The following is a 23,428-nucleotide window of genomic DNA, read 5'->3' as shown; positions in this document are numbered from 1 at the left end:
GGATTATTCTGTGGTGACGTAAGCAGAAGCACGGCCGGCGCAAGCCGACTGTGCCAAAGCCAAGGGCTTTCAGCACACAGGCCCGACTGCAGCCGGGGTACAGTGAAAACTTAAAACCGGCCAATACGCCGGCTGTTTCTTTATTTTGCCAAAAAAGGAGATGGTGTATTTAGAGCTGGAGGAACTGCTGCAGACGCGTGGGGAAACTACGGGCTGCGATCAGCAAACTGTCTGCCGGGCCGCATCCGTCCTTATGGAGCGGCTGGTAGACAAATTGCAAACAGGAATATCGTTGATCTCGGCAAAGGCTTTGGCCTATTCAAGATAAAGCTGAAGACATCTCCTTTGGTGGAGAACTCCCCCCGGCGCCCAAAGCGACCTTTACAAGGTGGTATTCCGGGAGGGCAACAACAGGAAGTGGAGGATGAGGGTGGCTCATGATAAAACGCAGATATGAAATTCCCCAAAAAGATCGACCTGTTTATTCCAGCGTGACCCTGCCGCCCAACGCCCGGCTTTTCATGCTGACCTTTGGCGAGAGAAACGCCCCGGAAAGATGGTCTGTCCGCCATCTGTTTTTTAAGGAGCCGGGGCAATTTTCCTCCGTGAGCGGCGCGCTTTTGTGGATGGAGCGCATACTGGATGAATTGGATTGCCCGCAGCCCGATACTCAAAGGCGCAGCTTCTTCCCTCAGAAAAAGACGAGAGCGCAGGAAAAGCAGGAATATCTGGCGTGGCTGAATGAAGAAAAGCCCAAGCCCCTCTCCCCTTGTTGGGAGCCGCAGCTGTTTTGCCACGCAGACAGGGCCTTGGAGGTGTTCTACATCCGGGTGCTCTACCGCCAGCACAGCAGCTGGCAGGGGGAGATCTACTGGAAGCAGGGCCAGCAAAAGCAGTATTTTCGGAGCGTTTTGGAGTTGATGCTGCTGATCGATTCAGCTCTGCAAGGACCAAAGGCCCCAGAACAGCAGCAAAACTGCGCAGAAAAACCTTAGTCTCTTGTGTTGGATTTGAAGACAGAGAGGAGCAGGTCATGGGCATTTTAAACAGAAGTTCTTTAGGTCTGCTGGATATTCTGGCGGCAAAATCCGGCTGCACCTACCTGTCCGACCTGGCGGGTGCTGGCAGCTCGGCTTTGCTTCCTCATTATCTGCAGGAGATCGACGCGGCGGCTTTCAGTCTGCGGGAATGGGAGGATGCGGCGGCCTATCTTATCGGACAGAGCTGTTCCTTTGAAACGCAGGAGCAGGCGAAACAGTTTTTGATCGCATTCGCGCCGAAAAAAGGTGCAGAAAGCAACGAAAGGAAGAGAGAAACATGAAACAGGCAAAGCCGGGCAGGCTAATATCCGTTCTTCTGATGCTGACTATGGTTTTCTCCCTGTGTGGGATGACAGTGTTTGCGGCAGAATATGGGGTCCAGATCAATACCGGAGCCACAGGCAACACGAAAAACACATGGGTAAGCGACAGCAACGCGGCGGATATTCTGGAGGACGGCGGCAGTGTTTCTTATGATGCTACTGCCAATACCCTTACCCTGAACAACGCCAATTTGTCATATGACGGATCGGGGAATTCCATTATCTATGCGCCAAATAATAAGGATCTGATCATAAACCTGATCGGTACAAACACAATGCGTGCGGATCAGTGTATCTTTGTGACCGGTACCCTGACCATCACAGGGGAAGGCTCTTTGACCGCTGATGGCGTGTCCTATGCGGTTGCGGGTTTAAAAGGTCTTACGGTAGATGGAACTAAGGTCTCCGCAAATACTACAGGGAACAGCAGCGCGGCAATTCTCAGTTCGCAAGGTATCGTAACGATACAGAATGGCGCAACAGTAGAGGCGACATCGACGAACAAGTCGGGGATCTCCGGAACCAACGGCGTAACCGTCACAGGCGGCAGTATCGTGAAAGCGTTTGCCCAAAACAGCGAATACGACGCGGCCCTGGCCGCATCAAGCGGCGAGATCAAAATCGAAAATTCCACTGTAACTGCAGCCAGCGCCAACGCCGCCGGGATCTCAACAAATGGAAATGTCACGATCACCGACAGCACCGTGGAGGCTAAAAGCGAGTTCCCCGGCACGGACGATTTTGGCATTTATGCAATTGGCGGAAATAATGTCTCTATTTCAGGCGGGACCGTCACGGCGGTCTCAACGGGTAAAGGCGCAAATGCTATTTGTGCATGGGACGCTATCAACATTTCAAATGACGCCGCCGTGACTGCTAAGGCGGAAAATAGCGCAAGCTATCCCTCTATCTTTGCAGAGAACAGCGTGAGCATTTCCGGCAGCCAAGTGACAACAGTATCCGGCGGTGACGCGGGGATCTTTACCCCCGGCTCTGTTTCCATTACAGACGGTTCGGATGTGGAGGCCAGCGGGTATTGGCCGGCAATTCGAGGCAATGGCGGCGTTACCATGACCGGCAGTACGGTAGCTGCTGAGTCCAGCAATGATGTGGCGATCTACTCTCCCCAAAATGTGAGCATTGCCGACAGCATTGTGGAAGCCAAAGGTGTAGAGGGTGCAAACGGGATCAAGGCAAATGGCGCCGCCTCTTCTAATGGCTCCTGGATCAGCACTTCCGGCTCGGAAACCTTTGAGGGCAGCATCGCAAACAGCGTTTTGATCAACGGGACAAAAGGGACAGTGGTCGGCGATGCCGTTATTCCCGGGGATGTCACCATTCCTGCCGGGACGACTTTAACGATTCCCTCCGGCGCAAGCCTCACCGTCCCGGCAGGCGTTACCTTGACAAACCAGGGGACCGTCGATGGTGAAGGGAAAGTCACCAACAACGGGACCGTGAACTGCGCGACTCATACCCGCGGCACGGCTACCTGCACCCAAAAAGCGGTTTGCGCCGTCTGCGGCAAAGAATACGGCGATCTGCTTGCCCACAGCTTGACAAAAACCGAGAAAAAGCCTGCCGCCTGCACACAAGCCGGTCATGAGGCTTATTGGACTTGCAGCGTTTGCAATAAACTCTTCTCGGACGAAAATGGGACAACTGAAATCGAAAAGCCTGTCGCAATTGCTGCCACCGGCCACTCCTATGGCACCGACTGGAACTACGATGCAAACGGCCATTGGCACGAATGCACGGTCTGCCATGGGAAAGATGCCGTTGTTGTCCATACTTTCCATTGGGTCATCGATAAGGAGGCCACCGCTTCTGAAAAAGGCAGCAAGTACGAGGAATGCTCCGTCTGCCACTATAAAAGAGCGACCGTGGAGATCCCCGCTACCGGCAGCACGACGACCACGCCTGCATCCCCGCCCTCCCGGCCGGATAAAACCAATCCTCAGACGGGCGACACCAATCACTTAGGGGTCTATGTTTCTCTGCTGCTCGTTTCCGTCATCGGCCTTGGCACCACTTTTGCAATTTCTAAAAAGCGGAACTGTCACGGCAAGCAGGCAAAATGATCTGATGAAACACGGCGCGGAGGTCATCTCTCTGCGCCGTGTTTGTGTTTTGGACTTAAAAACAGCGCCGCCTGCCCCGGCAGGGCAAGTCGCCCGTAACTGAAGAAGAATACGCCTCCCGGGCAAAGCATTGCTGAATACTCCCGGCAGATAGGATAGGATCACCATGAAACAAAAGCAAGTCTGGATCCTCACAATACTTTTTCTCATTCTGTTCTGCATCTCCGGCTCTATGCTGCTCTCCCATTTTCTGACTGGATGGCAGGAAGAAAAAGCCTTTCAGGAGATCGCACAGCAGATCTTGCAAAACTCCTCACAAGCCTCGGACCAGAACACATCGGCCCCTTTGACCACAGACGACGGTATCCTCCTGGAATATGCGTCCCTGTATGGGCAGAACCCCGACCTGTTCGGCTGGATCGCCCTGGAGGGTACCGAACTGAACTACCCCGTCATGTATACGCCGGATGACCCGGAGCATTACCTGCGCAGGGCTTTTGACGGCAGCAGCGCCCTCAGCGGCACCCCATTCCTGGATGCAAGATGCTCTGCCGGCTGCGGGAATTATATCCTCTACGGCCACCATATGAACAACGGCACCATGTTTGCCGGGCTGCTCTCCTATGCTGACAAAAAATTCTGGCAGGAACATCCGGTGATCCGCTTTGATACCCTGTACGAAAAGGGCGAGTATACCGTTTTGGCGGCTTTCTATTCAGAGGTCTGCCCCGCGGACGCGGAGGGGGCCTTCCGCTATTACAACTATACTGATCTGCGGGAGAAAGCTGTTTTTGAGGATTATCTCCGGCAGGTGAAGAGCTCCGCGCTCTACGATACGGGCGTGGAGGCAGAGCACGGCGATCAGCTTCTCACCCTTTCCACCTGCAGCTATCACGCCGAAAACGGGCGGTTTGTCGTTGTGGCGAAAAAGATCGGCGGCGGGGCGAGCCAATAAAAACAGCAAAGCGGTCAGTTCTTTTCCAGCCTTTCTGCCGTTCTGCTGTGCGGCCCTTGCCCGGGCGGCTCCCGCCGCCTGAATTTCAAAGGGGCAGCCAAGCACCTGTGGATAAAACTTATTTGCGGGGCGATCGGACCTCTGCCGATTCAGGACAGGGCGTCCGCTCCGGGTAAGCCGGACGCGCCGACCGGTCATCCTGATTTAAAAAGAGCCGCTAGAGCTGCAGCCGAAGTGGGCGGACGCACCGGGTTCACGCAAAAGAGAAAAAGCCTGTGATCCCTTGAGATCACAGGCTTTTCTGTTCTGCTACTACTGGGCAAAAACGATATTTCTGTAAAGTGTAAAGAATAAAAGAATTATGCCTCTAAAATTCAAAAGTACACATAAGTTGATTACCAAATATCGGATTGTACTTAACATATTTTCCGACAAGATTCCGACACTTATCTCCAATGATTTTTTGAACCATGCAATCAGAAGAGAATACCCCTGAGTCAATGATTACTTTTTTAACATTACTTGCACCAATGATTACCATCTTTCCTTCAGATACCAACAGTTTTTGAGAGAAGCCACTATTATTTACTGAAGCAAAAACCTCACATTGTTCTGGTAAATTAGTTGTTAATACAATATTGTCATCTTGTTTTGTAGCTGCAAATTCAACAAAAATATCTTTTCCTTGTTCAGGTAACGGTTGCTGCATACTCGGTGGTAATGGTGGGATTTCACCCATTCTGATTTGACGTCCCTTATAATACCAAGTATAACTCATATCGTGATAAAAATATTTTGATCCAGTTAACAAACTCATAAAAATTACAATTTTTTGTTCAGCTTCTGACAATAGCGGCATTTCGATACCCTTTTCTACTGCTAACTTATTTTGCTTTTTAAGAAATGAAAACAGACCTGTCTTTTATCTTTTAATAAAAAACAGGTCTGTTTTGTTGGCTTGTGTTGACGAAAAAGATCTGTTTTCTCGCCGGATCATTGCCTATAAAGTTTCCAAGAAGAACAGCACCCAGCTTATTACGGCTACGCTTACAATGGCGTGTGACACTCGCGAGCCAGAGGCTGGACTAATTTTTCACAGCGATCGAGGCGCACAATATACATCCCATCGCTTTCAGCAATTGCTTCATGACTGTGCATTTGTACAGTCATTTTCCCATTCAGGCCGACCACATGATAATGCGGTCGCGGAGTCGTTCTTTGCGTCTCTCAAAAAGGAGGAGTTGTATCGGAGGGATTACCCGTCAGAGGCAGCCTTTAAGCATGGCATTGACTCCTGCATAAAGTTCTACAACACGCAACGTCCCCATCGGACGTTGAAAAATCTAACACCATGTCAAATTGAAAAGCAGTTCATGGGTATCTCATGAACCAGTCATGACCCTCCCATGAGGCTCTCATGAGCCGTGACACATAGGGGTTCAGATTTCAAAATTTTTACTATTTGCACTTCGAATTTGGACTATTTGCGTTTTCATGTGTCATTTTCAGAAGAGATATTAAAAGCCCGTAAGCCTTGCAATATCAAGGCTCATGGGCAAAAAAGGACCATAGCCTACCCGCCAAATCTCATGGATTTGTTCGAATAGGCTATGGTCACTCACTTGGCGGAGAGGGTGGGATTCGAACCCACGGTACCTTGCGGTACAACTGATTTCGAGTCAGTCCCGTTATGACCACTTCGATACCTCTCCATCATGGCGCTGCCACGGCTGCTGCCGCAGAGGCGCTTATTTATTATATCAATTGTGCCGCGAAAGGTCAAGAATTATCCATGCTTTTTCCCCTGATATCCCCCACATACTGGTAGGCGATGCGCGGGCTGCCGTCCTCCACATGAATGATACCGCAGCGCGCAAAACCGTTCTTTTCGATCAGGTGCTGCATGGTGTGGTTGTCGTGATGCGTATCGATGCGGATCTCGCCGCTCAGGCAAAGGCAGAATGCAAGGCAGCGCGCAAACACACCTTTCACCGCGCCGTCCCCCGCCACCCGGTGGATGGTGCCGTAGGGGGCGTCGTTTTTCCAGGCCCCCTGTTCAATAACAGCGTAGGTGGGGTCCTTGCCCAGAATAAAGGCAAAAACCCCATGCACCGCTCCCCCCTCCTCGTCCACATAGAGCTGTCCTTTGCGGATATCGTTTTCCAGCAGGGTCCGCGCCGGGTAATCGTCTCCCCACTGGGTGGGGTTTCCGCTGTCTTTCATATACCTGCGGGCCGTGTCGTAAACCCGCAGGATCTGTTCCATGTCTTCCAGCTGTGCTGCCCGTATCAACTAAACGCACCCTTTCCGCGCCCTGCGCTCTCAAAAAGTAAAGATCTGTTTTCGGTCGGCTCTCCTCCTTAAAGCACTAAAAAGCCGGCCCTGCAAAGGGGTCCGTGACCGGGCCGAAAGAGCAGCTCCTTCGCCGCTTTTCCCCGTTTCCCGCTGTTTTGCACCTGTTCCGTGGCCGCAGAAGCTTCCGTTTTTGCTTTTTTCGGCGCCGGGCCGCCGCCTTTTTTCAAACTTTAAGCGGGACACCCTCCGCGCCGCACACCCGGCAGAGGCCGCCCTGTTGTCATCTGAAAGTGTCGCCCGCAGTGAAGAAAAGGCGGACGCGCAAAACCGTTCCGCCACCCACCGCCCTGCAGTGCCGGCGGCGCACAGGGTCAAAAGCGGCCCAGCGGCGCGGTTTGCCGCAAAGAAAGCGCCCTGCGGCGCGCCCGGGGGCCCCTCCTGTCCCGCGGTCTCCGTCCGGCTTACCAGTTGTTCACGGCGTGTTCTGCAAAGGCATAGAGCTCTTTGACCTCCACGCGCGTGCCGTCGTCCAGCACTGCAAAACCGTCGAAGCGGCCGAACACCTGATGACAGCAATTGTCGATGAAGAGCACCTTTGTGCTGGTGGTGCGGTCCCAGGTGGGAGTCATGACCAGCTCCAGCCGCCCCGCCTCATCGGCCAGGCGCCAGCGCTTCATGAAATCCGCCTCATGGGTGATGGAGACCTTTCCCAGCTTGTGCGCCGCACCGCGCCAAAACAGCGTGTTTTCGGTGGCCGCGCTCACATTGCCGAATCCGCAGCCCAGATTAAAGCCGAAGACCTCGCCCTCCACCAGGCCGGTGCCATTGGACCAGAACCACTCGTTATGAAAGGGCCAGACCCCGCGTCCCCAGTCCAACAGGCCGAAGCTTTCCGCCGGGTCAAAAACGTATTCGCTGCCGCCCGCCCGCACCCTGCCGCTGGCCCGCATACAGTTGATCTTGTGGTTATAGTAAAACTGGGTCGGCTTCTGGTCAAACGGGATATTGATCACGATGGACTCGGGGTTTTCCCGCGTGAGGGTGATCTCGGCGTCAAAATCGCCCTTTTTGCAGCACAGCACCCGGGTGTCGCCCTGTACCCGGTACTGCATAAAAATACCGCCTTTGTCATAGGTCAGGGTATGGTCCGCCTCTGCGTCCTGCGGCATATGCAGGCTCCCGAAAGGGAACGCCAGCAGCTTGTCGAAGTTGGCGATCCACTCACCCTTGATGAAGTCGAAAAACATGATGCCCACCTGTCCCGCATAGCTGGCATGCCCCAGCGTGAACTGCAGGCACTTTTCCCGGTCGCTGACCTGATAAAAGTCCCACTCCTTGATGCGGAAAGGGCTGGCCTTTATGGCGCTGCGGTCATAGCGCAGCACGCTGCGGGTGGAATATCCGGGCACAGGGCGCCCCCTCTCATCCAAAACAGGGCCCGGGACGGTAAACAGTTTTTGTTCCATAGCGCCTCACCTCCCATTCATTGTACCGTTGCCGCGCAACGCCCTGCAACCGTCAGATTGTACAAGAAAAATCAATTTATTTTTATGGCCGCTGCCCGGCAGGCAGGCCTTACGGCGAAAAATCAGCGTATGCGGCGGATATCCCGGAGGCTTTCGGCAGAAAGCGCGGCGGGATAACAAAACCGCGCCTGCCCGGTTTTCAGCCGCCGATCGGAAAGGCTTTTAAAAATGGGATGACGGGCCCCTTTATAACTTTTCACAAGTACTTTTACACTGCCTTATAAAAAATTGCTTAAAATAAAATTTTTTATCATATGATTTACGTTTTTTTGAGCTCATTTGCCTATGGAAATTACGAAAATACGGCTTTTAAAAAGTTTTAAGATTATTTATTTAATCTTTGTTTCCTTTGCTTTGACAAACCTTTTGGATCCATTGATTTCTTTTCTCCACAAAATCCAAATTGCTTTTTATCCAAACCAAATAGGAATCTACCGTTTGTGGAAGCGGATCATGAGTAAATTCTGCATCCCCTATCCATATCTTTACTTCGCTATAATCTGCGCTCACACAATCCTGCAAATAAAAGAAGTCTACATACCCTTTAAAATTTACAAATAAATTAAAGAAATCTCGATCTTGCTGTAAAACTTTCGACAAGGGACTTTCTTCTCCTGAATAATATCTGCGAATACATTCTAAAGATAAGTCCCATCTGTCTTTGATGAAAGGATTGCAGCCCCTGCTTTGATTTATCCCACCCATTCTTTTTGGAAAAATGATAGAACCACCAATAGTATAAGATTTTTTTATATAAGCTTCCATATATGCTCTATAGTTTGGCAGTGCATCTTCGACCTGCTGCAGCATTTTTTTATATCTCTTATATCTAAAACTCGCAGTAATCGAATCACTGCCAAACCTAAAATTTTTCCATATAAGATAAGAAGGACCTTTTCCAATGGAAAGATCCAGCATCTCACCGTTAGGCAGCTCTTTACTCCACAAGATTTGATGATATTTTTGCAATGTTTTGCTTAACACATCCGGATCTTTGCCACCTGTCCCGAGACCATCATTTTTGTTCCAAAAGTTTGCCCAATAACCAGGAGTATCCGTTGTAAAATCAAATGAAACATCAATATCGTTCCTCGACATGATCTCATACTTTGCCGTCATATTTTTTGGCCTCCTTTAAAATAGAAATAGGAAGTTTTTTCTCTTCTTTTCACCTCCAGAACAGCTAATTCGGTTCCCCCGTCAACAATCCGGTCGGGCGAACTTTGACTGTCGCCGGCAAATACGCGCGCCCTTGTGCGGTGCATCTTTACTGGGGGAAATTGCCTCTTGCCGCACAGACCGCTCGGGCGTTTTTCCCCCACAGCCCGTTTCTCCTCTCCCCACAAACCTCCCGCAAAAAAACCGCGCGGGAACCCCCGCGCGGTCATAACAGATCGTATTATATGCCGTTCAAATTATCTCTGGTAGACAAACCGGCCGCCCATCATCGTGGCGTCCACCTTGGTGCGGCGCAGCTCGTCGGCGGGCATGGTGAAAATATCCTCGCTGAGCACCACCAGGTCGGCGTAATAGCCCGGCTTGATGCGGCCTTTTACATCCTCTTCAAAGCTGACATAGGCGCTCTCGGCAGTATAGGCGTCCACCGCATCGCAGATGTCCACGCACTCGCCGGGATAGAAGCCGTCCTCCGGCTGTCCGTTCAGGTTTTTGCGGGTCACCGCACAGTAAAGGTTGTCGATGGGGTCCATATCCTCTACCGGGGAATCGGTGCCGAAGCTCATATGGATGCCCAGCCGGCGCATGCTCTCAAAGGCATAACTGGTGGACGACAGCTCCTTGCCCACCCGGTCCTCGACCACGGTCATGTCGTAATGCAGGAAGATGGGCTGCACCAGCGCCAGGATGTCGTTCTCCGCGAACCGCTCCACCAGGGGGCGGTCGGTGATCTGGCAGTGTACCACGCCCAGGCGCAGCGGGTTCTCGCCGTCTTTGCAGACCGTGTCATAGCCGTTCAGCACCAGCTCGATGGCGCCGTCGCCGATGGCGTGGGTCACCACCTGGCAGCCATGCTCGGCCGCCATGGCCACCAGCGTGTTGAACTCCTGCTGGGTGAGGGTGGCAATGCCGCTGGTGGAGGGGTCGTCACAATAAGGTTCGCGCATCAGGGCGGTGCGTGCGCCCAGGCTGCCGTCCACAAACAGCTTCAGCGGGCCGATCTTGTTCACCGCGTCGCCGACGCCGGTCTTGTATCCTGCGTCCAGAAAGCGCTGAAAGCTCTCCGGGTCCTGGAAATTGCACTGGTGATAAACGCGGACGGTGGGGTCCTGCTGCACCCGCTTGTAGGCTTCCAGCATGACCGGCCAGTCCGCCGGGCGCACGTCCATGGTCTGCACCGAGGTCACGCCGCACTCGGCCGCATGGGCCATGGCGGTGCGCAGCGTGTGCTCCACCATCTCCACGGTCTGCTCGGCCTTGATGGCGGTAAAAGCATTGCAGGCGTTCTCGCGGAAGATGCCGGTCAGCTCGCCGTCGGCGTCATAGTCGAACGCGCCGCCCGCCACGGGAGTCGAGTCCTTTGTGATGCCGGCCAGCTCGATGGCGCGGGTGTTGGCGACGAGGATATGGCCGCAGGCGCGCTCCAGCACAATGGCCAGGTCGGTGGAGATCTCGTCCAGGTCCTGCCGGGTGAGCAGGCGGGACTCGTCGGTGAAATAATCCTGGTTCCAGCCGCTGCCGTAGACCACACTGCCCGGGGCGGGCTGATTTTTTTCGATAAACGCGCGGGTGATGCGCTTGACGTCCGCAATGCTGGTGACGCCGTGGACGTCCACCGATTCCAGGTTGGTCCCAACCGAGTAGAGGTGCTGGTGAGAGTCGTTGAAGCCCGGCACCACGGTGCGGCCCGCGGCGTCGTACCGCTCGGCATCCGCCGGGGCGGCGGCCAGGACCTCTTCATTGGTGCCCACAGCCCGGATGAGGCCGTCCTCTACCAGCACCGCCTGGGCAAAATTGTCCCGTTCCACATAGACCTTTGCATTATAAATGACAATTGCCATCTTATTTTTCCTCCTCTTCACCGCGGACAGCCGCCTCGCGGTTCTTCTTGAATACCAGCTCGTAAAGGACCAGGCCCACGATGGGCACCGCCAGGCCGATGACAGAGGTGACGGGGTCCTCCATAAAAGTGTTGATCATCAGGCCGACCATGATCAGGCAGATGATGATGATCATGACGGGATAGCCCCAGACCTTGTAAGGACGGTCCATGGTGGGGTACTTTTTGCGCAGCCGGATGACCGCATAGAAAGTGAGGCCGTTAAAGACCATGCCGCAGAAAGCCACCAGGCTGGTGAGCTGGCCCAGATCGCGGGCGCAGACCAGGGCGATGGACACCACGCCGGACACCACCAGCGCGTTGACCGGCGTCTTGTAGGTGGGGTGCAGCTTGGCCATGCTCTTGAAAAAGGCGCCGTCGCGGGCCATGGCGTAGTAGGTGCGCGGAAAGACCATCACGCAGCCGTTGAGCGAGTTGAAGATGGCCAGGATCATGGCCGCGCCCACGATCAGGCCGCCCGCGCTGCCAAACAGGCTGCCTGCGGCCGCGGTGCCCAGATAGTAGTTGCCGCTCTCGATCATGGAGACGATGGTATCATACGGCAGCACCCGGTAGACCGCGTAGTTGAACAGCACATAGATCACGGTGACGCCGATGATGGAGATGATGATGGCCAGCGGCAGGTTCTTTTTCGGCTTTTTGATCTCTTCCGCAATGCCGTTCAGGTTGGTCCAGCCCTCATAGGCCCACATGGTGGCCACCACGCCGAAAGCCACCATGCCGCAGATCTGTGCAAAGCCGGGGTTGGAAGCCGGGATGACCGAAAGGCTGGGGTTCTGCTTGCCCATAAACAGGCCGCAGATGAGGATGGCAAAGATGGGCAGCATCTTGAGGACCATGAAGATGTTCTGCACGGTGCTGCCCAGCTTGATGCCGAAGATGTTGATCACGGTGAGCAGCACGATCATCGCGATGGCCAGCCCTTTCTGGGTCAGGCCGCTCTCGGCAAAAAAGCTGCCGGGCATCATGCTGGCGATCGAGGTGGAAAACGCCACCGCCAGCGCCGCGTTGGAGCCGGAAGAGCCCAGGATGAAGTTGGAGAAGCCGCTCATGAAAGCGACCCTCTCGCCGTAGGCCTCGCGCAGGTAGACATAGCCGCCGCCCGCTTTGGGCATCATGGCCCCCAGCTCGGCATAGCAGATGCCGCTCATCAGGGTGATAAGGCCGCCGACCACCCACACCAGCAGCGCCAGGCCCAGGCTCATGCCGGCCCGCTGCAGCACAATGCCGCCGATGTAGAAGATGCCGGAGCCGATCATGATGCCCGCCAGCACCGAGATGCCGCCGAACAGGCCAACCTCGCGCTTGAGTTCTGTCTTTTCCGACGAGAGCTCCTGTACGGCCTGTGTGCTTTGATTTTCGTTCATGTGATCTTTCCCCTTTCCAGGTTTGTCGCACAAAAAAAAGTTGCATCCATCGATGCAACTCCCGGACCCGCGAAGGGGCGTCAGTTATCACCGATAGCTCCTCTGCCCTTAAAGGGGCAGGAGTCATGGAGATCTTCTCCCCATGCCCAACTGAGCCGCCGTGCCCGGCGGTCCGTTTCGGCGGTTTGGCCTTTTGCCGGCTTCCCAGGGTGCCCCCTCTGCCGGTTACTCATCCGCGCCGCGCCTCTATCAACTTTTTTTGTGGTTTCACTATAACACAAAGGCCGGGCCGCTGTCCAGCTATTTTTGAACTTTTTGTTACAATGCCAAATTTCGGCCCGCTTTTGCAGCGAAAGCAGACGAAAACAGACAATCCGCCGCCCAAAAAACAAAAAAGAGGGGCGGGCGCCCAGCGTTCCGGGGCGCCCGCCGCCTTTTTTTGCTTTGGGACCTGATCTCACTCGATGATGCTGACGCCGGTCATCTCCTCCGGCTGGGGCAGGCCCATCACCTTGAGCATGGTGGGGGCGATATCCGCCAGACGGCCGCCCTCGCGCAGCTTCGCGCCGGGCACACCGTATACCAGGAAAGGCACGGGGTTGGTGGTGTGGGCGGTAAAGGGGCTGCCGTCCGGCTCGTACATCTTGTCGGCGTTGCCGTGGTCCGCAGTCAGCAGCATGGCGCCGCCGCACTGCTCCAGCGCCTTTACGATGCGGCCCACGCACGCATCCACCGCCTCGACGGCCCTGACCGCCGCGTCGAACACGCCGGTGTGGCCCACCATGTCGCAGTTGGCAAAGTTGAGCACGATCACATCGTATTTGCCGCTCTCGATGCGGCGCACCATCTCGTCGCAGACCTCATAGGCGCTCATCTCGGGCTTCAGGTCATAGGTGGCAACTTTCGGGCTCTTGATGAGGGCGCGGTCCTCGCCCGCGTAGGGTTCTTCCTTGCCGCCGTTGAAAAAGAAGGTGACATGGGCGTATTTTTCGGTCTCGGCAATGCGCAGCTGCGTTTTGCCCAGCCGGGAGATATACTCGCCAAAGGTGTTCGTCAGGCTCTGGGGGCGGAACGCCACCAGCACCCCCGGCATGGTGGCGTCGTACTGGGTGAAGCAGACGTAGGTGAGCGGGAAAAAGCCGTTCTTCCGCTCAAAGCCCTTGAATTCGGGGTCCACCAGGGTGCGGGTGATCTCGCGGGCGCGGTCGGGGCGGAAGTTGAAAAAGATCACGCTGTCCTCCGCCTTGATCGCCGCGCCCCCGGCGATCACAGTGGGCACCACAAATTCGTCGGTGACCCCGTCGGCATAGCTCTTCGCCATCGCGTCCACGGCGCTGTCGTTCTGCTCGCCCTCACCGCAGACCATGGCGCTGTAAGCTTTTTCCACCCGGTCCCAGCGGTTGTCGCGGTCCATGGCATAATAGCGCCCCATCACAGTGGCGATGCGGCCCACGCCCAGCTCGGCCATCTTGGCCTGCAGCTGCTCGACGTAGTCCTTGCCGGAGGAGGGGGGCACGTCGCGGCCGTCCATAAAGCAGTGGACATAGACCTCTTTCACCCCTCTGCGCTTTGCCATTTCCAGCAAACCGTAAAGGTGGGTGTTGTGGCTGTGGACGCCGCCGTCGGACAAAAGGCCCATCAGGTGCAGGGCGCGGCCGTCCTGCGCCGCGTTGTCCATAGCCGCGGCCAGCGCCTCATTCTCAAAAAAGTCGCCGTCCTGGATGCTCTTGGTGATGCGGGTGAGCTCCTGGTAGACGATGCGGCCGGCGCCGATGTTAGTGTGCCCCACCTCGCTGTTGCCCATCTGGCCGTCGGGCAGGCCCACGTCCATGCCGGAGGCGCCGATGAGGGTGTGGGGACACTCGGCAAACAGCCGGTCCAGATTCGGCTTTTTCGCCGCGTGGATCGCGTTGCCGTAGTCGCTGGGGTTGTTGCCGAAGCCGTCCATGATACAAAGAACCAGAGGTTTCATTGGTTTTCTCCTTTTCGTTTAACAGGCTGAAACAGCGGAGCGCGCGCTGTCGTTTTGCGCGCAGCGCAGCCGCTTGCGGCCGGGCTTCTCCCGGCAGAAGCGGCGCTCAAGCGGCCTCAAAAGCAAAACGGGCGCAAACCTGTGCGCAGCGCGCGTTTGCGCCCGTCTCATCAGAAAGAGCCCGGTCCCGGCCGCCGGCGGACCCGGCAGATCACTTGCTGGCAGCCTTGACGATGGCCGCAAAATCCGGCGCCTTGAGGGACGCGCCGCCGATCAGGCCGCCGTCCACGTCCGGCATGGCCAGCAGCTCGTCGGCATTCTTGGCGTTCATGCTGCCGCCGTACTGGATGGTGAATGCCTCCGCCTCCGCCTTGCCGTACAGGGCGGCGATGACCTCGCGGATGGTCTTGCAGACCTCTTCCGCCTGCTCGGCGGTGGCGGTCAGCCCCGTGCCGATGGCCCAGATGGGCTCATAGGCGATGATGACGTTTTTCAGCTCCGCCGCCGACACGCCCCCCAGGGCGATCCGGGTCTGCAGGGCCACCAGCTCGCTGGTGACGCCCTGCTCGCGCTGGGCCAGGCTCTCGCCCACGCACAGGATGACTTTCAGCCCTGCCGCGAGGGCGGCTTTCAGCCGCTTGTTGACCGTCTCGTCGGTCTCGGCAAAATACTGACGGCGCTCGGAGTGGCCGATGATGACGTACTCGACGCCCAGCTCGGTGAGCATGTCGGCCGAGATCTCGCCGGTAAACGCGCCGGACTTTTCAAAATGGACGTTCTGCGCGCCCACCGAGATGTTGCTGCCCGCAGTCTTGGAGACGGCGACCGGCAGATCGGTGAACGGGGTGCAAATGACGACCTCGCAGTCGGCGCCCGCCACTTCGGGGATCAGGGCGGAGATCAGCTCGGCAGCCTCGCCCGCGGTCTTGTTCATTTTCCAGTTGCCGGCGATAACGGCCTTGCGCTTTGCTTTATTCATTGAGAACCTCTCCTTTGTGTGGTGTGATGACAGGCGGCCCCGGCACAGCGCCGCGGCTGCCTGCGAAAAATGCGGCGGGATCAGGATCCGCCGCATTCAGAATACTCAGTTGTCCGCGATGCAGGCGATGCCAGGCAGGACCTTGCCCTCCAGATACTCCAGAGAGGCGCCGCCGCCCGTGGAGATATGGGTCATCTTGTCCGCATAGCCCAGCTGCATGACTGCAGCCGCGGAGTCGCCGCCGCCGATGACGGTGGTGGCGTCGGTCTCGGCCATCGCCCTGGCGACCGCCTTGGTGCCCTCGGCCAGCACCGGGTTCTCAAACACGCCCATGGGGCCGTTCCAGACCACGGTCTTGGCGCTCTTGACCGCCTCGGCAAACGCCTCGCGGGTCTTGGGGCCGATATCCAGGCCCATCATGTGGGCGGGGATCTTGTCGGCGTCCACATAGGTGACCTCGATGACAGCGTCGATGGGGTCGGGGAAGTGCGCCGAAATGGCGGTATCCACCGGCAGCAGCAGCTTGACGCCTTTCTCCTCGGCCTTTTTCAGCATCTCTCTGCAGTAATCCAGCTTCTCGTCATCCACCAGGGAAGAGCCGACCTCCATGCCCTGCGCTTTCAGGAAAGTATAGGCCATGCCCCCGCCGATGATCAGGGTGTCCACCTTGGTCAGCAGGTTTTCAATGACGCTCAGCTTGTCGGCGACCTTCGCGCCGCCCAGGATGGCGACGAACGGGCGCACCGGGCTGTTGACCGCGTTGCCCAAAAACTCGATCTCCTTGCCCATCAGGTAGCCCACGGCGGTGTCCTTGATATAGTCGGTGACGCCTGCGGTGGAGCAGTGGGCGCGATGGGCGGAGCCGAACGCGTCGTTGACATACACTTCCGCCAGGCTGGCCAGCTCTTTGCTGAACGCGGGCTCGTTTTTGGTCTCCTCTTTGCGGAAGCGGGTGTTCTGCAGCAGCACCACATCGCCGTCTTTCATGGCGGCGACAGCGGCGTGGGCTTTTTCGCCGGCTACCTGGTCGTCGTCGGCAAAGACGACCGGCTGGCCCAGCAGCTCGGACAGGCGCACCGCGCAGGGAGCCAGGCTGAACTTGGCCTCGGGGCCGTTCTTGGGCTTGCCCAGATGGCTGCAGAGGATGACCTTACCGCCCTCCGCGACCAGCTTTTTGATGGTGGGCAGGGCCGCGACGATGCGGTTATCGTTGGTGATGGCGCCGTCTTTCATGGGGACATTGAAGTCGACCCGGACCAGGACGCGCTTGCCCTTTACATCGAGTTCGTCAACTGTCTTTTTTCCAAGAGTGCTCATAAAAACCGTACTCCCTTTCTTATTTCAAACTTTCCTGTTCGAATCTTTTTCGGCCGTGGTTTTCACCTTTTCTATTATAATAAGATTTGCCGCCGCATGCAAGCGGTAAACGGCCATTTTACAGGCGAAACGTTAATTTTTTAACAGTTTGGACAAAAGCAAAAGGGCACAAAACAGGAAAGATGGTCCTGTTGATGAAAGCTTCCTGTGCGGGCACGCCGCACCGGCGGAGGAAACCGTCCCGCTCCCCGTCCCGCGCGTCCGCGTCCCGCTCTTTTTCAAAGTCCCGGCTTGCCCCGGCGCGCCGGGAAAAACGCGGCCGGCCGGCGTCCCCGCCGTCCGTCGGGAGCGGCATATCCGGCTTTGGGCAGAGCGCCCATCCATCCCTGGGGGCGGATCGTTTTTGTCTCCCGCTGAACCTCGGGTCAAGATCCGTCCGGCAGCTGCAAAACCACTGAAAACAGAAAGTCAAAAAGACGGATCCCATCCCTGAAAAACCTGCACGCGCACTTTTGAGGGTCTCCGCCTCCCGTGTTCTGTACCAAAAAGCCCGGCGTTTTGCAGGAATGCCGCCTGGAGCAGCCCGCAGAACAGCGGCAGGGCTTTGCGATGGGAGCGGAAGCGCATTTTTGGTTCTTCGATGCGCCCCTTTTCCTAACGCCACTTTTGCGCTGCCGTAAAGATCTTCGCCGAAGATCTGCAAATGTTTTTCAGTTCTATTGCAAAGCCTGTCCCGCCGCAGCGTTTGCAAAGCCCCCGGTCCTGCGCCGCCTCAAAGCGCCAAAAAAGGGACGGCGGAAAATTTCCGCCGTCCCTTTTTTCTTGATCCGTACCGCCTCTAAAAGCTCAATACTGGATATCGCGCTTCTGGTAGGTGGTGTGCAGCAGGTGATGGGCCTTTTCGCTGCCCGGCTCGCCGAGATACTCTTTGTAAAGCTGGATGATCTCAGGGTTCTCGTGGCTCTTGCGATAGGTCTGGCCCTCGTCCTCGCTGTACAGGGCTTTCGCGCGCAGGGCTTTCAGATCGGTGAAGTTGCGCACGCTGGCCGGCTGATAGGGCTGGCCGCCGCCGTTCACGCAGCCGCCCGGGCAGGCCATGAACTCGATAAAGTGATAGCTCTTTTCCCCGCTGACAACGCTCTTGAGCACCTGATGCGCGTTTTCCAGGCCGCTGGCCACGCAGACGTTCACCTGCATGCCAGCCACGTCATAGGTGGCCTCCTTGATGCCCGCGGTGCCGCGGACGTCGTGGAACTCCACGTTTTCCAGCGGTTTGCCGGTGAGGGTCTCGACGGCGGTGCGCAGCGCCGCCTCCATCACGCCGCCGGTGGCGCCGAAGATGGTGCCCGCGCCGGTGGACTCGCCCATCAGCGGGTCAAACTGCTCGTCGGGCAGGTCCGCCCACTGGATGCCCGCGCGGTCGATCATGCGGGACAGCTCGCGGGTGGTGATGGAGATGTCCACGTCGGGCACGCCGTTGGCATCCTGATCGTTGCGCTTGATCTCAAACTTTTTGGCCGTGCAGGGCATGACCGACACACAGACGATGTCCTTGGGGTCGATGCCCGCTTTCTCGGCGTAATAGCTCTTGACCGTGGCGCCGAACATCTGCTGCGGGGACTTGCAGCTGGACAGGTTCTCCACAAACTCGGGGTGATAATACTCGCAGAATTTGACCCAGCCGGGGCTGCAGCTGGTGATCAGGGGCAGCTTGCCGCCGTTCTGGACGCGCTCGATGAACTCGTGCGCCTCCTCCATGATGGTCAGGTCGGCCGCAAAATCGGTGTCGAACACCTTGTCAAAGCCCAGGCGGCGCAGCGCGGCCACCATCTTGCCCTGTACATTGGTGCCCACCGGGTCGCCGAAGCACTCGCCCAGGGTGGCGCGCACGCTGGGCGCGGGCTGCACCACCACATGCTTGGTCGGGTCGGCCAGAGCCGCCCACACCTTGTCGGTATCGTCCTTTTCACGCAGCGCGCCGGTGGGGCAGGCCACGATGCACTGGCCGCAGTGGATGCAGCTGGTCTGCACCAGGTTCGCCTCAAAAGCGGAGCCGATGTGGGTCTTGAAGCCGCGCTCGTTGGGGCCGATGACGCCCACGTGCTGCAGGCTCTTGCAGACCGCCACGCAGCGGCGGCACAGCACGCACTTGGAGTTGTCGCGGATCAGGTGCGGGGCCATGTCGTCGATCTCGCTCTCCGGCATTTCACCGGCAAAGCGCTCAGAGTTGCTCACGCCGTAGCGCAGGCAAAGGGCCTGCAGCTCGCAGGAGCCGTTGCGCACACAGGCCAGGCAGTCCTTGTTGTGGGTCGAGAGCACCAGCTCCAGGTTGGTCTTGCGCGCGGCAAAAACTTTCGGCGTGTTGGTAAAGATCTCCATGCCCTCGTTCACCGGGTAAACGCAGGCGGTGACCAGGCTTTTCGCGCCCTTGACCTCGACCACGCAGATGCGGCAAGCGCCGATCTCGTTGATCTCTTTGAGGTAGCAAAGGGTCGGGATATCGATGCCCACCTCATGGCAGGCCTCGAGGATGGTAGAACCGGCCTTAACGGCGTAAGGCACGTTATTGATCTTGATGTTTACAGTCTCCACGTTTCTTCACTCCCTCTCTTAACCTTTCGAAATCGCGCCGAACTTGCACTTCTCCATGCAGGCGCCGCACTTGATGCACTTGGACTGGTCGATGACATGCGGGTTCTTCACGCTGCCGTTGATGGCGCCGGCCGGGCAGGTGCGGGCGCAGAGGGTGCAGCCCTTGCACTTGACCGGGTCGATGCGGAACTGCAGCAGCTTTTTGCAGACGCCGGCCGGGCAGCGCTTGTCTTTGATGTGGGCGATGTACTCGTCGCGGAAATAGCGCAGCGTGGAGAGGACGGGGTTCGGGGCGGTCTGGCCCAGGCCGCACAGGGCGTTCTCTTTGATGAACTGGGCCAGCTCTTCGATCTTGTCCAGGTCCTCCATCTCGCCGCGGCCGTCGGTGATCTTCTCCAGCAGCTCCAGCAGGCGGCGGGTGCCGATGCGGCAGGGCGCGCACTTGCCGCAGGACTCGTCGACCGTGAACTCCAGGAAGAACTTGGCGATGTCCACCATGCAGGTGTCCTCGTCCATGACGATCAGTCCGCCGGAGCCCATCATGGTGCCGATGGCCAGCAGGTTGTCATAGTCGATGGGGGTGTCGATCAGGCTGGCCGGGATGCAGCCGCCGGAGGGGCCGCCGGTCTGGGCCGCCTTGAACTTTTTGCCGTTGGGGATGCCGCCGCCGATCTCCTCGACGATCTCGCGCAGCGTGGTGCCCATCGGCACCTCGACCAAGCCGGTGTTATGGATCTTGCCGCCCAGCGCGAAGACCTTGGTGCCCTTGCTCTTCTCGGTGCCCATGGAGGAGAACCACTCGGCGCCGTTGAGGATGATCTGGGGCACGTTGGCATAGGTCTCGACGTTGTTCAGGATGGTGGGGCTGGCAAACAGGCCCTTGACCGCCGGGAACGGCGGGCGGGGACGCGGCTCGCCGCGCTTGCCCTCGATGGAGGTCATCAGGGCCGTCTCCTCGCCGCAGACGAAAGCGCCGGCGCCGAGCTTGAGGTCGATGTCAAAGCAGAAGTCGGTGCCGAAAATGTTTTTGCCCAGCAGGCCGTACTCGCGCGCCTGGTCGATGGCGATGCGCAGGCGCTCGACGGCGATGGGGTACTCGGCGCGGATGTAGATGTAGCCCTGGGTGGCGCCGATGGCGTAGGCCGCGATGGACATGGCCTCCAGCACGACGTGGGGGTCGCCCTCCAGCACCGAGCGGTCCATGAACGCGCCGGGGTCGCCCTCGTCGGCGTTGCAGCACACGTACTTCTGCACGCTGCCGCGGTTGCCGGAGGCAAATTTCCACTTCAGGCCGGTGGGGAAGCCCGCGCCGCCGCGGCCGCGCAGGCCGCTGTCCAGAATGGTCTGGATGACCTCGTCCGGGGTCATAGTGGTCAGGGCCTTGCCCAGCGCCTGGTAGCCGTCGAACGCGATATACTCGTCGATGTTCTCCGGGTTGATGACGCCGCAGTTGCGCAGCGCCACACGGTGCTGCTTTTTATAGAAGTTGGTCTCGGAGAGGGACTTGATCTCGTTGTTCTCCACGGTCTCGTCATACAGCAGCCGGGTGACCGGGCGGCCCTTGAGCAGGTGCTCGCGCACGATCTCGCCCACGTCCTCTTCCCTTACGCGGCTGTAAAAGCAGCCCTCGGGATAGACGACCACGATGGGGCCCAGCGCGCACAGGCCGAAGCAGCCCGTATGTATGACCTTGACCTCTTTGTCCAGGCCGTTCAGCGCGATCTCGCGCTCGAAGGCCTCCATGATCTTGGCGCTGCCGGAGGAGGTGCAGCCGGTGCCGCCGCAAACCATTACATGGCTTCTAAACATCTCTTTTCCTCCTTATCTCTGGGCCGCGCCGATGGTGTACTCGGCGACGGGGGTGCCGCCGACGATGTGCTCGCCGACCACGCGCGCCACCTTTTCGGGCGTCATTTTTACATAGGTGACCTTTTCTTTGCCGGGCGCGAATACCTCGACCACCGGCTCGTACTGGCAGATGCCGATGCAGCCGGTCTGGGTGACCGTGACGCCGGACAGTTCGCGGCGGGCGACCTCCTCGGTAAAGGCGTTCAGCACCGGGCGGGCGCCGGCGGCGATGCCGCAGGTGGCCATGCCCACGGCGATGCGGATATTGTCCTCGCCGGCTTCACGCGTATTGACCACGTTCTTCATCCGGTCGCGGATGGCGGCAAGCTCTTCCAGGCTCTTCATATCAATGTGCTCCTTTTCAGCAGATTTTCGGTGTTCTCTTGCAGATAGCCGCGCAGAAACACGGCCACCTCCGGGGTGGAGAGCGGGACGCCCTCCAGGATGTCCCGCACTTCGCGGGTGTCCATACAGAATTCCTCTCCGTCCGCGGTCACCCGGTAGACAAAGTCGATCTCCGGGTTGCACTGCACCAGCCCCACTATGGTGCCGGTCATGTCCCCCAGCGGCGCAAGGTCGATGTGCCCCAGCGTGAAGGTCGCCCTCACGGTGGTCCCCCTGCCCGGCTGAGACTCGATCGTCAGCCCGCCGCCGGTGGCCTCTGCCGCCTCCCGGAAAAGGGGCAGCCCCAGGCCCACCTTGCGGGTGGTCCGGGTGGTGTAAAACGGGTCGGTCACCCGGCGCACCGTCTCCTCGTCCATCCCCCTGCCGTTGTCAGCGATGGTGACGGTGAGCAGCCGCTGTGCCGTATCGATCTCAACGGTGACCCGGGTGAGGGTGCTGCCCGCGGCCACGCTGTTCTCAGCCACGTCCAGCACGTTCATGGAAAGTTCCTGCATGGTGTCCCCGGCTCCTTTCGTCCGCCCTCACGGGGCGGCCGCAGTTCAATACTTGGCCAGGATCTCGTCCAGCTCGTCGCCGGTCAAACGGCCGTAGACGTCGTCGTTGACGGTCATGACCGGGGCCAGGCCGCAGGCGCCCACACAGCGGCAGGCGTCCAGGCTGAACTTGCCGTCCGGCGTGCACTCGCCGCCGGCGATCCCCAGTTTTTCCTGCAGCTTCTCATAGATCTTGCCGCTGCCCTTGACATAACAGGCGGTGCCCAGGCACACCGAGATCTTGTACTGCCCCTTGGGGTTCAGGCTGAACTGGGCATAAAAGGTCGCGATGCCGTAGATCTCCTCCAGCGGCATGTCCAGCTCTTCCGCCACGATCCGCTGCACCTCGATGGGCAGGTAGCCATAGACCTCCTGCGCATACTGCAGGGCCGGCATTGCCGCCCCGGGCATGTCTTTGTGCTCCGCCAGCCAGGCCCTGAGCTGCTGCTCCTGTTCCGGCGTGCCCTTGAAGGGCACTGTTGTTCCACGCGCCATACAAAAAGTCCTCCCTGTTTAGCCGCGCAAAACCAGCCGCGGCTTTATTGCATTCCGCAAAAATGCGAAAATTCCAGACATATTCATTATACCAAAACCAGCGGGCGGCCGCCATTTCTTTTTTACTGGAAATTGTCGAAAAGTTGCACAAATATCGCAAGTTTTTTTGTGCATTGCGCGGATTGCGGTTATCCGATATAATAGTCAGCAGAGAGGCGGTCTGCCCGCCAGAGAGCGCACTTCGGCTACGGCTTCACGCCGCAGGGAGGGTTTTTATGAAAATTTCCGATATCATTCAGATTCTGGACGCACAGCTGCTGACGCCGGGGGCGGACCTGGAAAAAGAGGTCCACACCGCCTGCGGCAGCGATATGATGAGCGACGTGCTGGCCTTTGTCAAGGATCAGTCGGTGCTGATCACCGGCCTCAACAACCCGCAGGTGGTGCGCACCGCGGACATGATGGACATGATCTGCATCGTCTTTGTGCGCGGCAAGCGCCCGGACGCGGGCATCCTTGCCCTGGCGGAAGAGCGGGGGATGGCCATCCTCTGCACCCGCCACACCATGTTCACCGCCTGCGGGCTGCTCTATGAACAAGGGCTGAGAGGCGGTGTGGGCTGAG

At 57.9% G+C, this 23,428-nt stretch carries 21 protein-coding genes, 1 tRNA gene and 1 riboswitch; of the genes, 6 read left to right on the top strand and 16 right to left on the bottom strand.

The genetic code is table 11. The features are described 5' to 3' along the window. Positions 1–437: 437 nt before the first annotated feature. From H8S23_RS09715 to H8S23_RS09700, 4 genes are all read left to right on the top strand, one after another. The gene (locus H8S23_RS09715) at positions 438–995 is read left to right on the top strand and encodes a hypothetical protein (RefSeq protein WP_186888145.1); all 558 of its coding nucleotides are present in this window, start codon (positions 438–440) and stop codon (positions 993–995) included. Between the two features lie 38 nt (positions 996–1,033). Beyond that, complete coding sequence (locus H8S23_RS09710) at positions 1,034–1,321, top strand: hypothetical protein (protein WP_186888144.1); 288 nt, start codon at positions 1,034–1,036, stop codon at positions 1,319–1,321. Next, positions 1,318–3,444, top strand: coding sequence for an autotransporter outer membrane beta-barrel domain-containing protein (locus H8S23_RS09705; protein ID WP_186888143.1), 2,127 nt, complete (start codon positions 1,318–1,320; stop codon positions 3,442–3,444). Before H8S23_RS09710 ends, H8S23_RS09705 begins: the two co-directional genes overlap by 4 nt. 166 nt (positions 3,445–3,610) lie before the next feature. Next, on the top strand, positions 3,611–4,399 hold the full coding sequence (locus tag H8S23_RS09700) for a class B sortase (RefSeq protein ID WP_243165972.1): 789 nt from the start codon (positions 3,611–3,613) through the stop codon (positions 4,397–4,399). Positions 4,400–4,766: 367 nt separating this feature from the next. On the opposite strand, the gene H8S23_RS09695 is transcribed toward H8S23_RS09700, so the two are convergent. Continuing rightward, positions 4,767–5,258: a hypothetical protein gene (locus H8S23_RS09695; protein ID WP_186888142.1), complete on the bottom strand. Its 492-nt coding sequence runs from the start codon at positions 5,256–5,258 to the stop codon at positions 4,767–4,769. A 91-nt stretch (positions 5,259–5,349) separates the two neighbouring features. Here H8S23_RS09695 and H8S23_RS09690 point away from each other — a divergent pair, with 91 nt between their 5' ends. After that, positions 5,350–5,787, top strand: coding sequence for a DDE-type integrase/transposase/recombinase (locus H8S23_RS09690; protein ID WP_341479914.1), 438 nt, complete (start codon positions 5,350–5,352; stop codon positions 5,785–5,787). Positions 5,788–6,022: 235 nt separating this feature from the next. Here H8S23_RS09690 and H8S23_RS09685 read toward each other — a convergent pair. From H8S23_RS09685 to H8S23_RS09615, 15 genes are all read right to left on the bottom strand, one after another. Next, a tRNA-Ser gene (locus H8S23_RS09685) sits at positions 6,023–6,111 on the bottom strand. Between the two features lie 67 nt (positions 6,112–6,178). Continuing rightward, positions 6,179–6,691 carry an N-acetyltransferase gene (locus tag H8S23_RS09680; protein WP_186888141.1) on the bottom strand — a complete coding sequence of 171 codons (513 nt, stop codon included), beginning with the start codon at positions 6,689–6,691 and terminating at the stop codon, positions 6,179–6,181. A 464-nt stretch (positions 6,692–7,155) separates the two neighbouring features. Then, entirely contained in the window at positions 7,156–8,160 is a 1,005-nt protein-coding gene (locus H8S23_RS09675; RefSeq protein WP_186888140.1) for a DUF2804 domain-containing protein, read from the bottom strand. Positions 8,161–8,553: 393 nt separating this feature from the next. After that, positions 8,554–9,339 carry a DUF6994 family protein gene (locus H8S23_RS09670; RefSeq protein ID WP_207721140.1) on the bottom strand — a complete coding sequence of 262 codons (786 nt, stop codon included), beginning with the start codon at positions 9,337–9,339 and terminating at the stop codon, positions 8,554–8,556. Then, on the bottom strand, positions 9,336–9,542 hold the full coding sequence (locus H8S23_RS09665; protein ID WP_186888139.1) for a hypothetical protein: 207 nt from the start codon (positions 9,540–9,542) through the stop codon (positions 9,336–9,338). The genes H8S23_RS09670 and H8S23_RS09665 overlap by 4 nt, the downstream gene beginning before the upstream one ends. 93 nt (positions 9,543–9,635) lie before the next feature. Next, entirely contained in the window at positions 9,636–11,237 is a 1,602-nt protein-coding gene (locus H8S23_RS09660) for an amidohydrolase (protein WP_186888138.1), read from the bottom strand. 1 nt (position 11,238) lies between these two features. Next, complete coding sequence (locus H8S23_RS09655; protein WP_186888137.1) at positions 11,239–12,663, bottom strand: APC family permease; 1,425 nt, start codon at positions 12,661–12,663, stop codon at positions 11,239–11,241. A gap of 86 nt (positions 12,664–12,749) precedes the next feature. Further along, positions 12,750–12,920, bottom strand: a riboswitch (Lysine riboswitch). Positions 12,921–13,120: 200 nt separating this feature from the next. Further along, positions 13,121–14,635, bottom strand: coding sequence for a 2,3-bisphosphoglycerate-independent phosphoglycerate mutase (gpmI, locus tag H8S23_RS09650; RefSeq protein ID WP_186888136.1), 1,515 nt, complete (start codon positions 14,633–14,635; stop codon positions 13,121–13,123). Between the two features lie 211 nt (positions 14,636–14,846). Continuing rightward, the gene (tpiA, locus tag H8S23_RS09645; protein ID WP_186888135.1) at positions 14,847–15,614 is read right to left on the bottom strand and encodes a triose-phosphate isomerase; all 768 of its coding nucleotides are present in this window, start codon (positions 15,612–15,614) and stop codon (positions 14,847–14,849) included. Between the two features lie 105 nt (positions 15,615–15,719). Continuing rightward, on the bottom strand, positions 15,720–16,931 hold the full coding sequence (locus tag H8S23_RS09640) for a phosphoglycerate kinase (RefSeq protein WP_186888134.1): 1,212 nt from the start codon (positions 16,929–16,931) through the stop codon (positions 15,720–15,722). Between the two features lie 846 nt (positions 16,932–17,777). Further along, on the bottom strand, positions 17,778–19,523 hold the full coding sequence (locus tag H8S23_RS09635) for an NADH-dependent [FeFe] hydrogenase, group A6 (protein WP_186888133.1): 1,746 nt from the start codon (positions 19,521–19,523) through the stop codon (positions 17,778–17,780). A gap of 18 nt (positions 19,524–19,541) precedes the next feature. Further along, positions 19,542–21,332, bottom strand: a complete 1,791-nt coding sequence (nuoF, locus tag H8S23_RS09630) for an NADH-quinone oxidoreductase subunit NuoF (RefSeq protein WP_186888132.1) — start codon at positions 21,330–21,332, stop codon at positions 19,542–19,544. A 12-nt stretch (positions 21,333–21,344) separates the two neighbouring features. Continuing rightward, complete coding sequence (locus H8S23_RS09625) at positions 21,345–21,716, bottom strand: (2Fe-2S) ferredoxin domain-containing protein (protein WP_186888131.1); 372 nt, start codon at positions 21,714–21,716, stop codon at positions 21,345–21,347. Further along, positions 21,713–22,270, bottom strand: a complete 558-nt coding sequence (locus tag H8S23_RS09620) for an ATP-binding protein (RefSeq protein ID WP_186888130.1) — start codon at positions 22,268–22,270, stop codon at positions 21,713–21,715. The genes H8S23_RS09625 and H8S23_RS09620 overlap by 4 nt, the downstream gene beginning before the upstream one ends. A gap of 45 nt (positions 22,271–22,315) precedes the next feature. Continuing rightward, positions 22,316–22,804: an NADH-quinone oxidoreductase subunit NuoE family protein gene (locus H8S23_RS09615; protein ID WP_186888129.1), complete on the bottom strand. Its 489-nt coding sequence runs from the start codon at positions 22,802–22,804 to the stop codon at positions 22,316–22,318. Positions 22,805–23,079: 275 nt separating this feature from the next. Between H8S23_RS09615 and H8S23_RS09610 the strand changes: the two genes are divergently transcribed. Then, a complete protein-coding gene (locus tag H8S23_RS09610) occupies positions 23,080–23,427 on the top strand; it encodes a DRTGG domain-containing protein (protein WP_186888128.1) in 348 nt (115 codons plus the stop codon). Position 23,428: the final 1 nt, after the last annotated feature.

Source organism: Anaerofilum hominis, assembly GCF_014287275.1.
In the GTDB taxonomy this organism is placed as follows: domain Bacteria; phylum Bacillota; class Clostridia; order Oscillospirales; family Ruminococcaceae; genus Pygmaiobacter; species Pygmaiobacter hominis.
The sequence above is the reverse complement of the archived record's forward strand: the minus strand, read 5'-3'. Positions and strand labels throughout refer to the sequence as shown.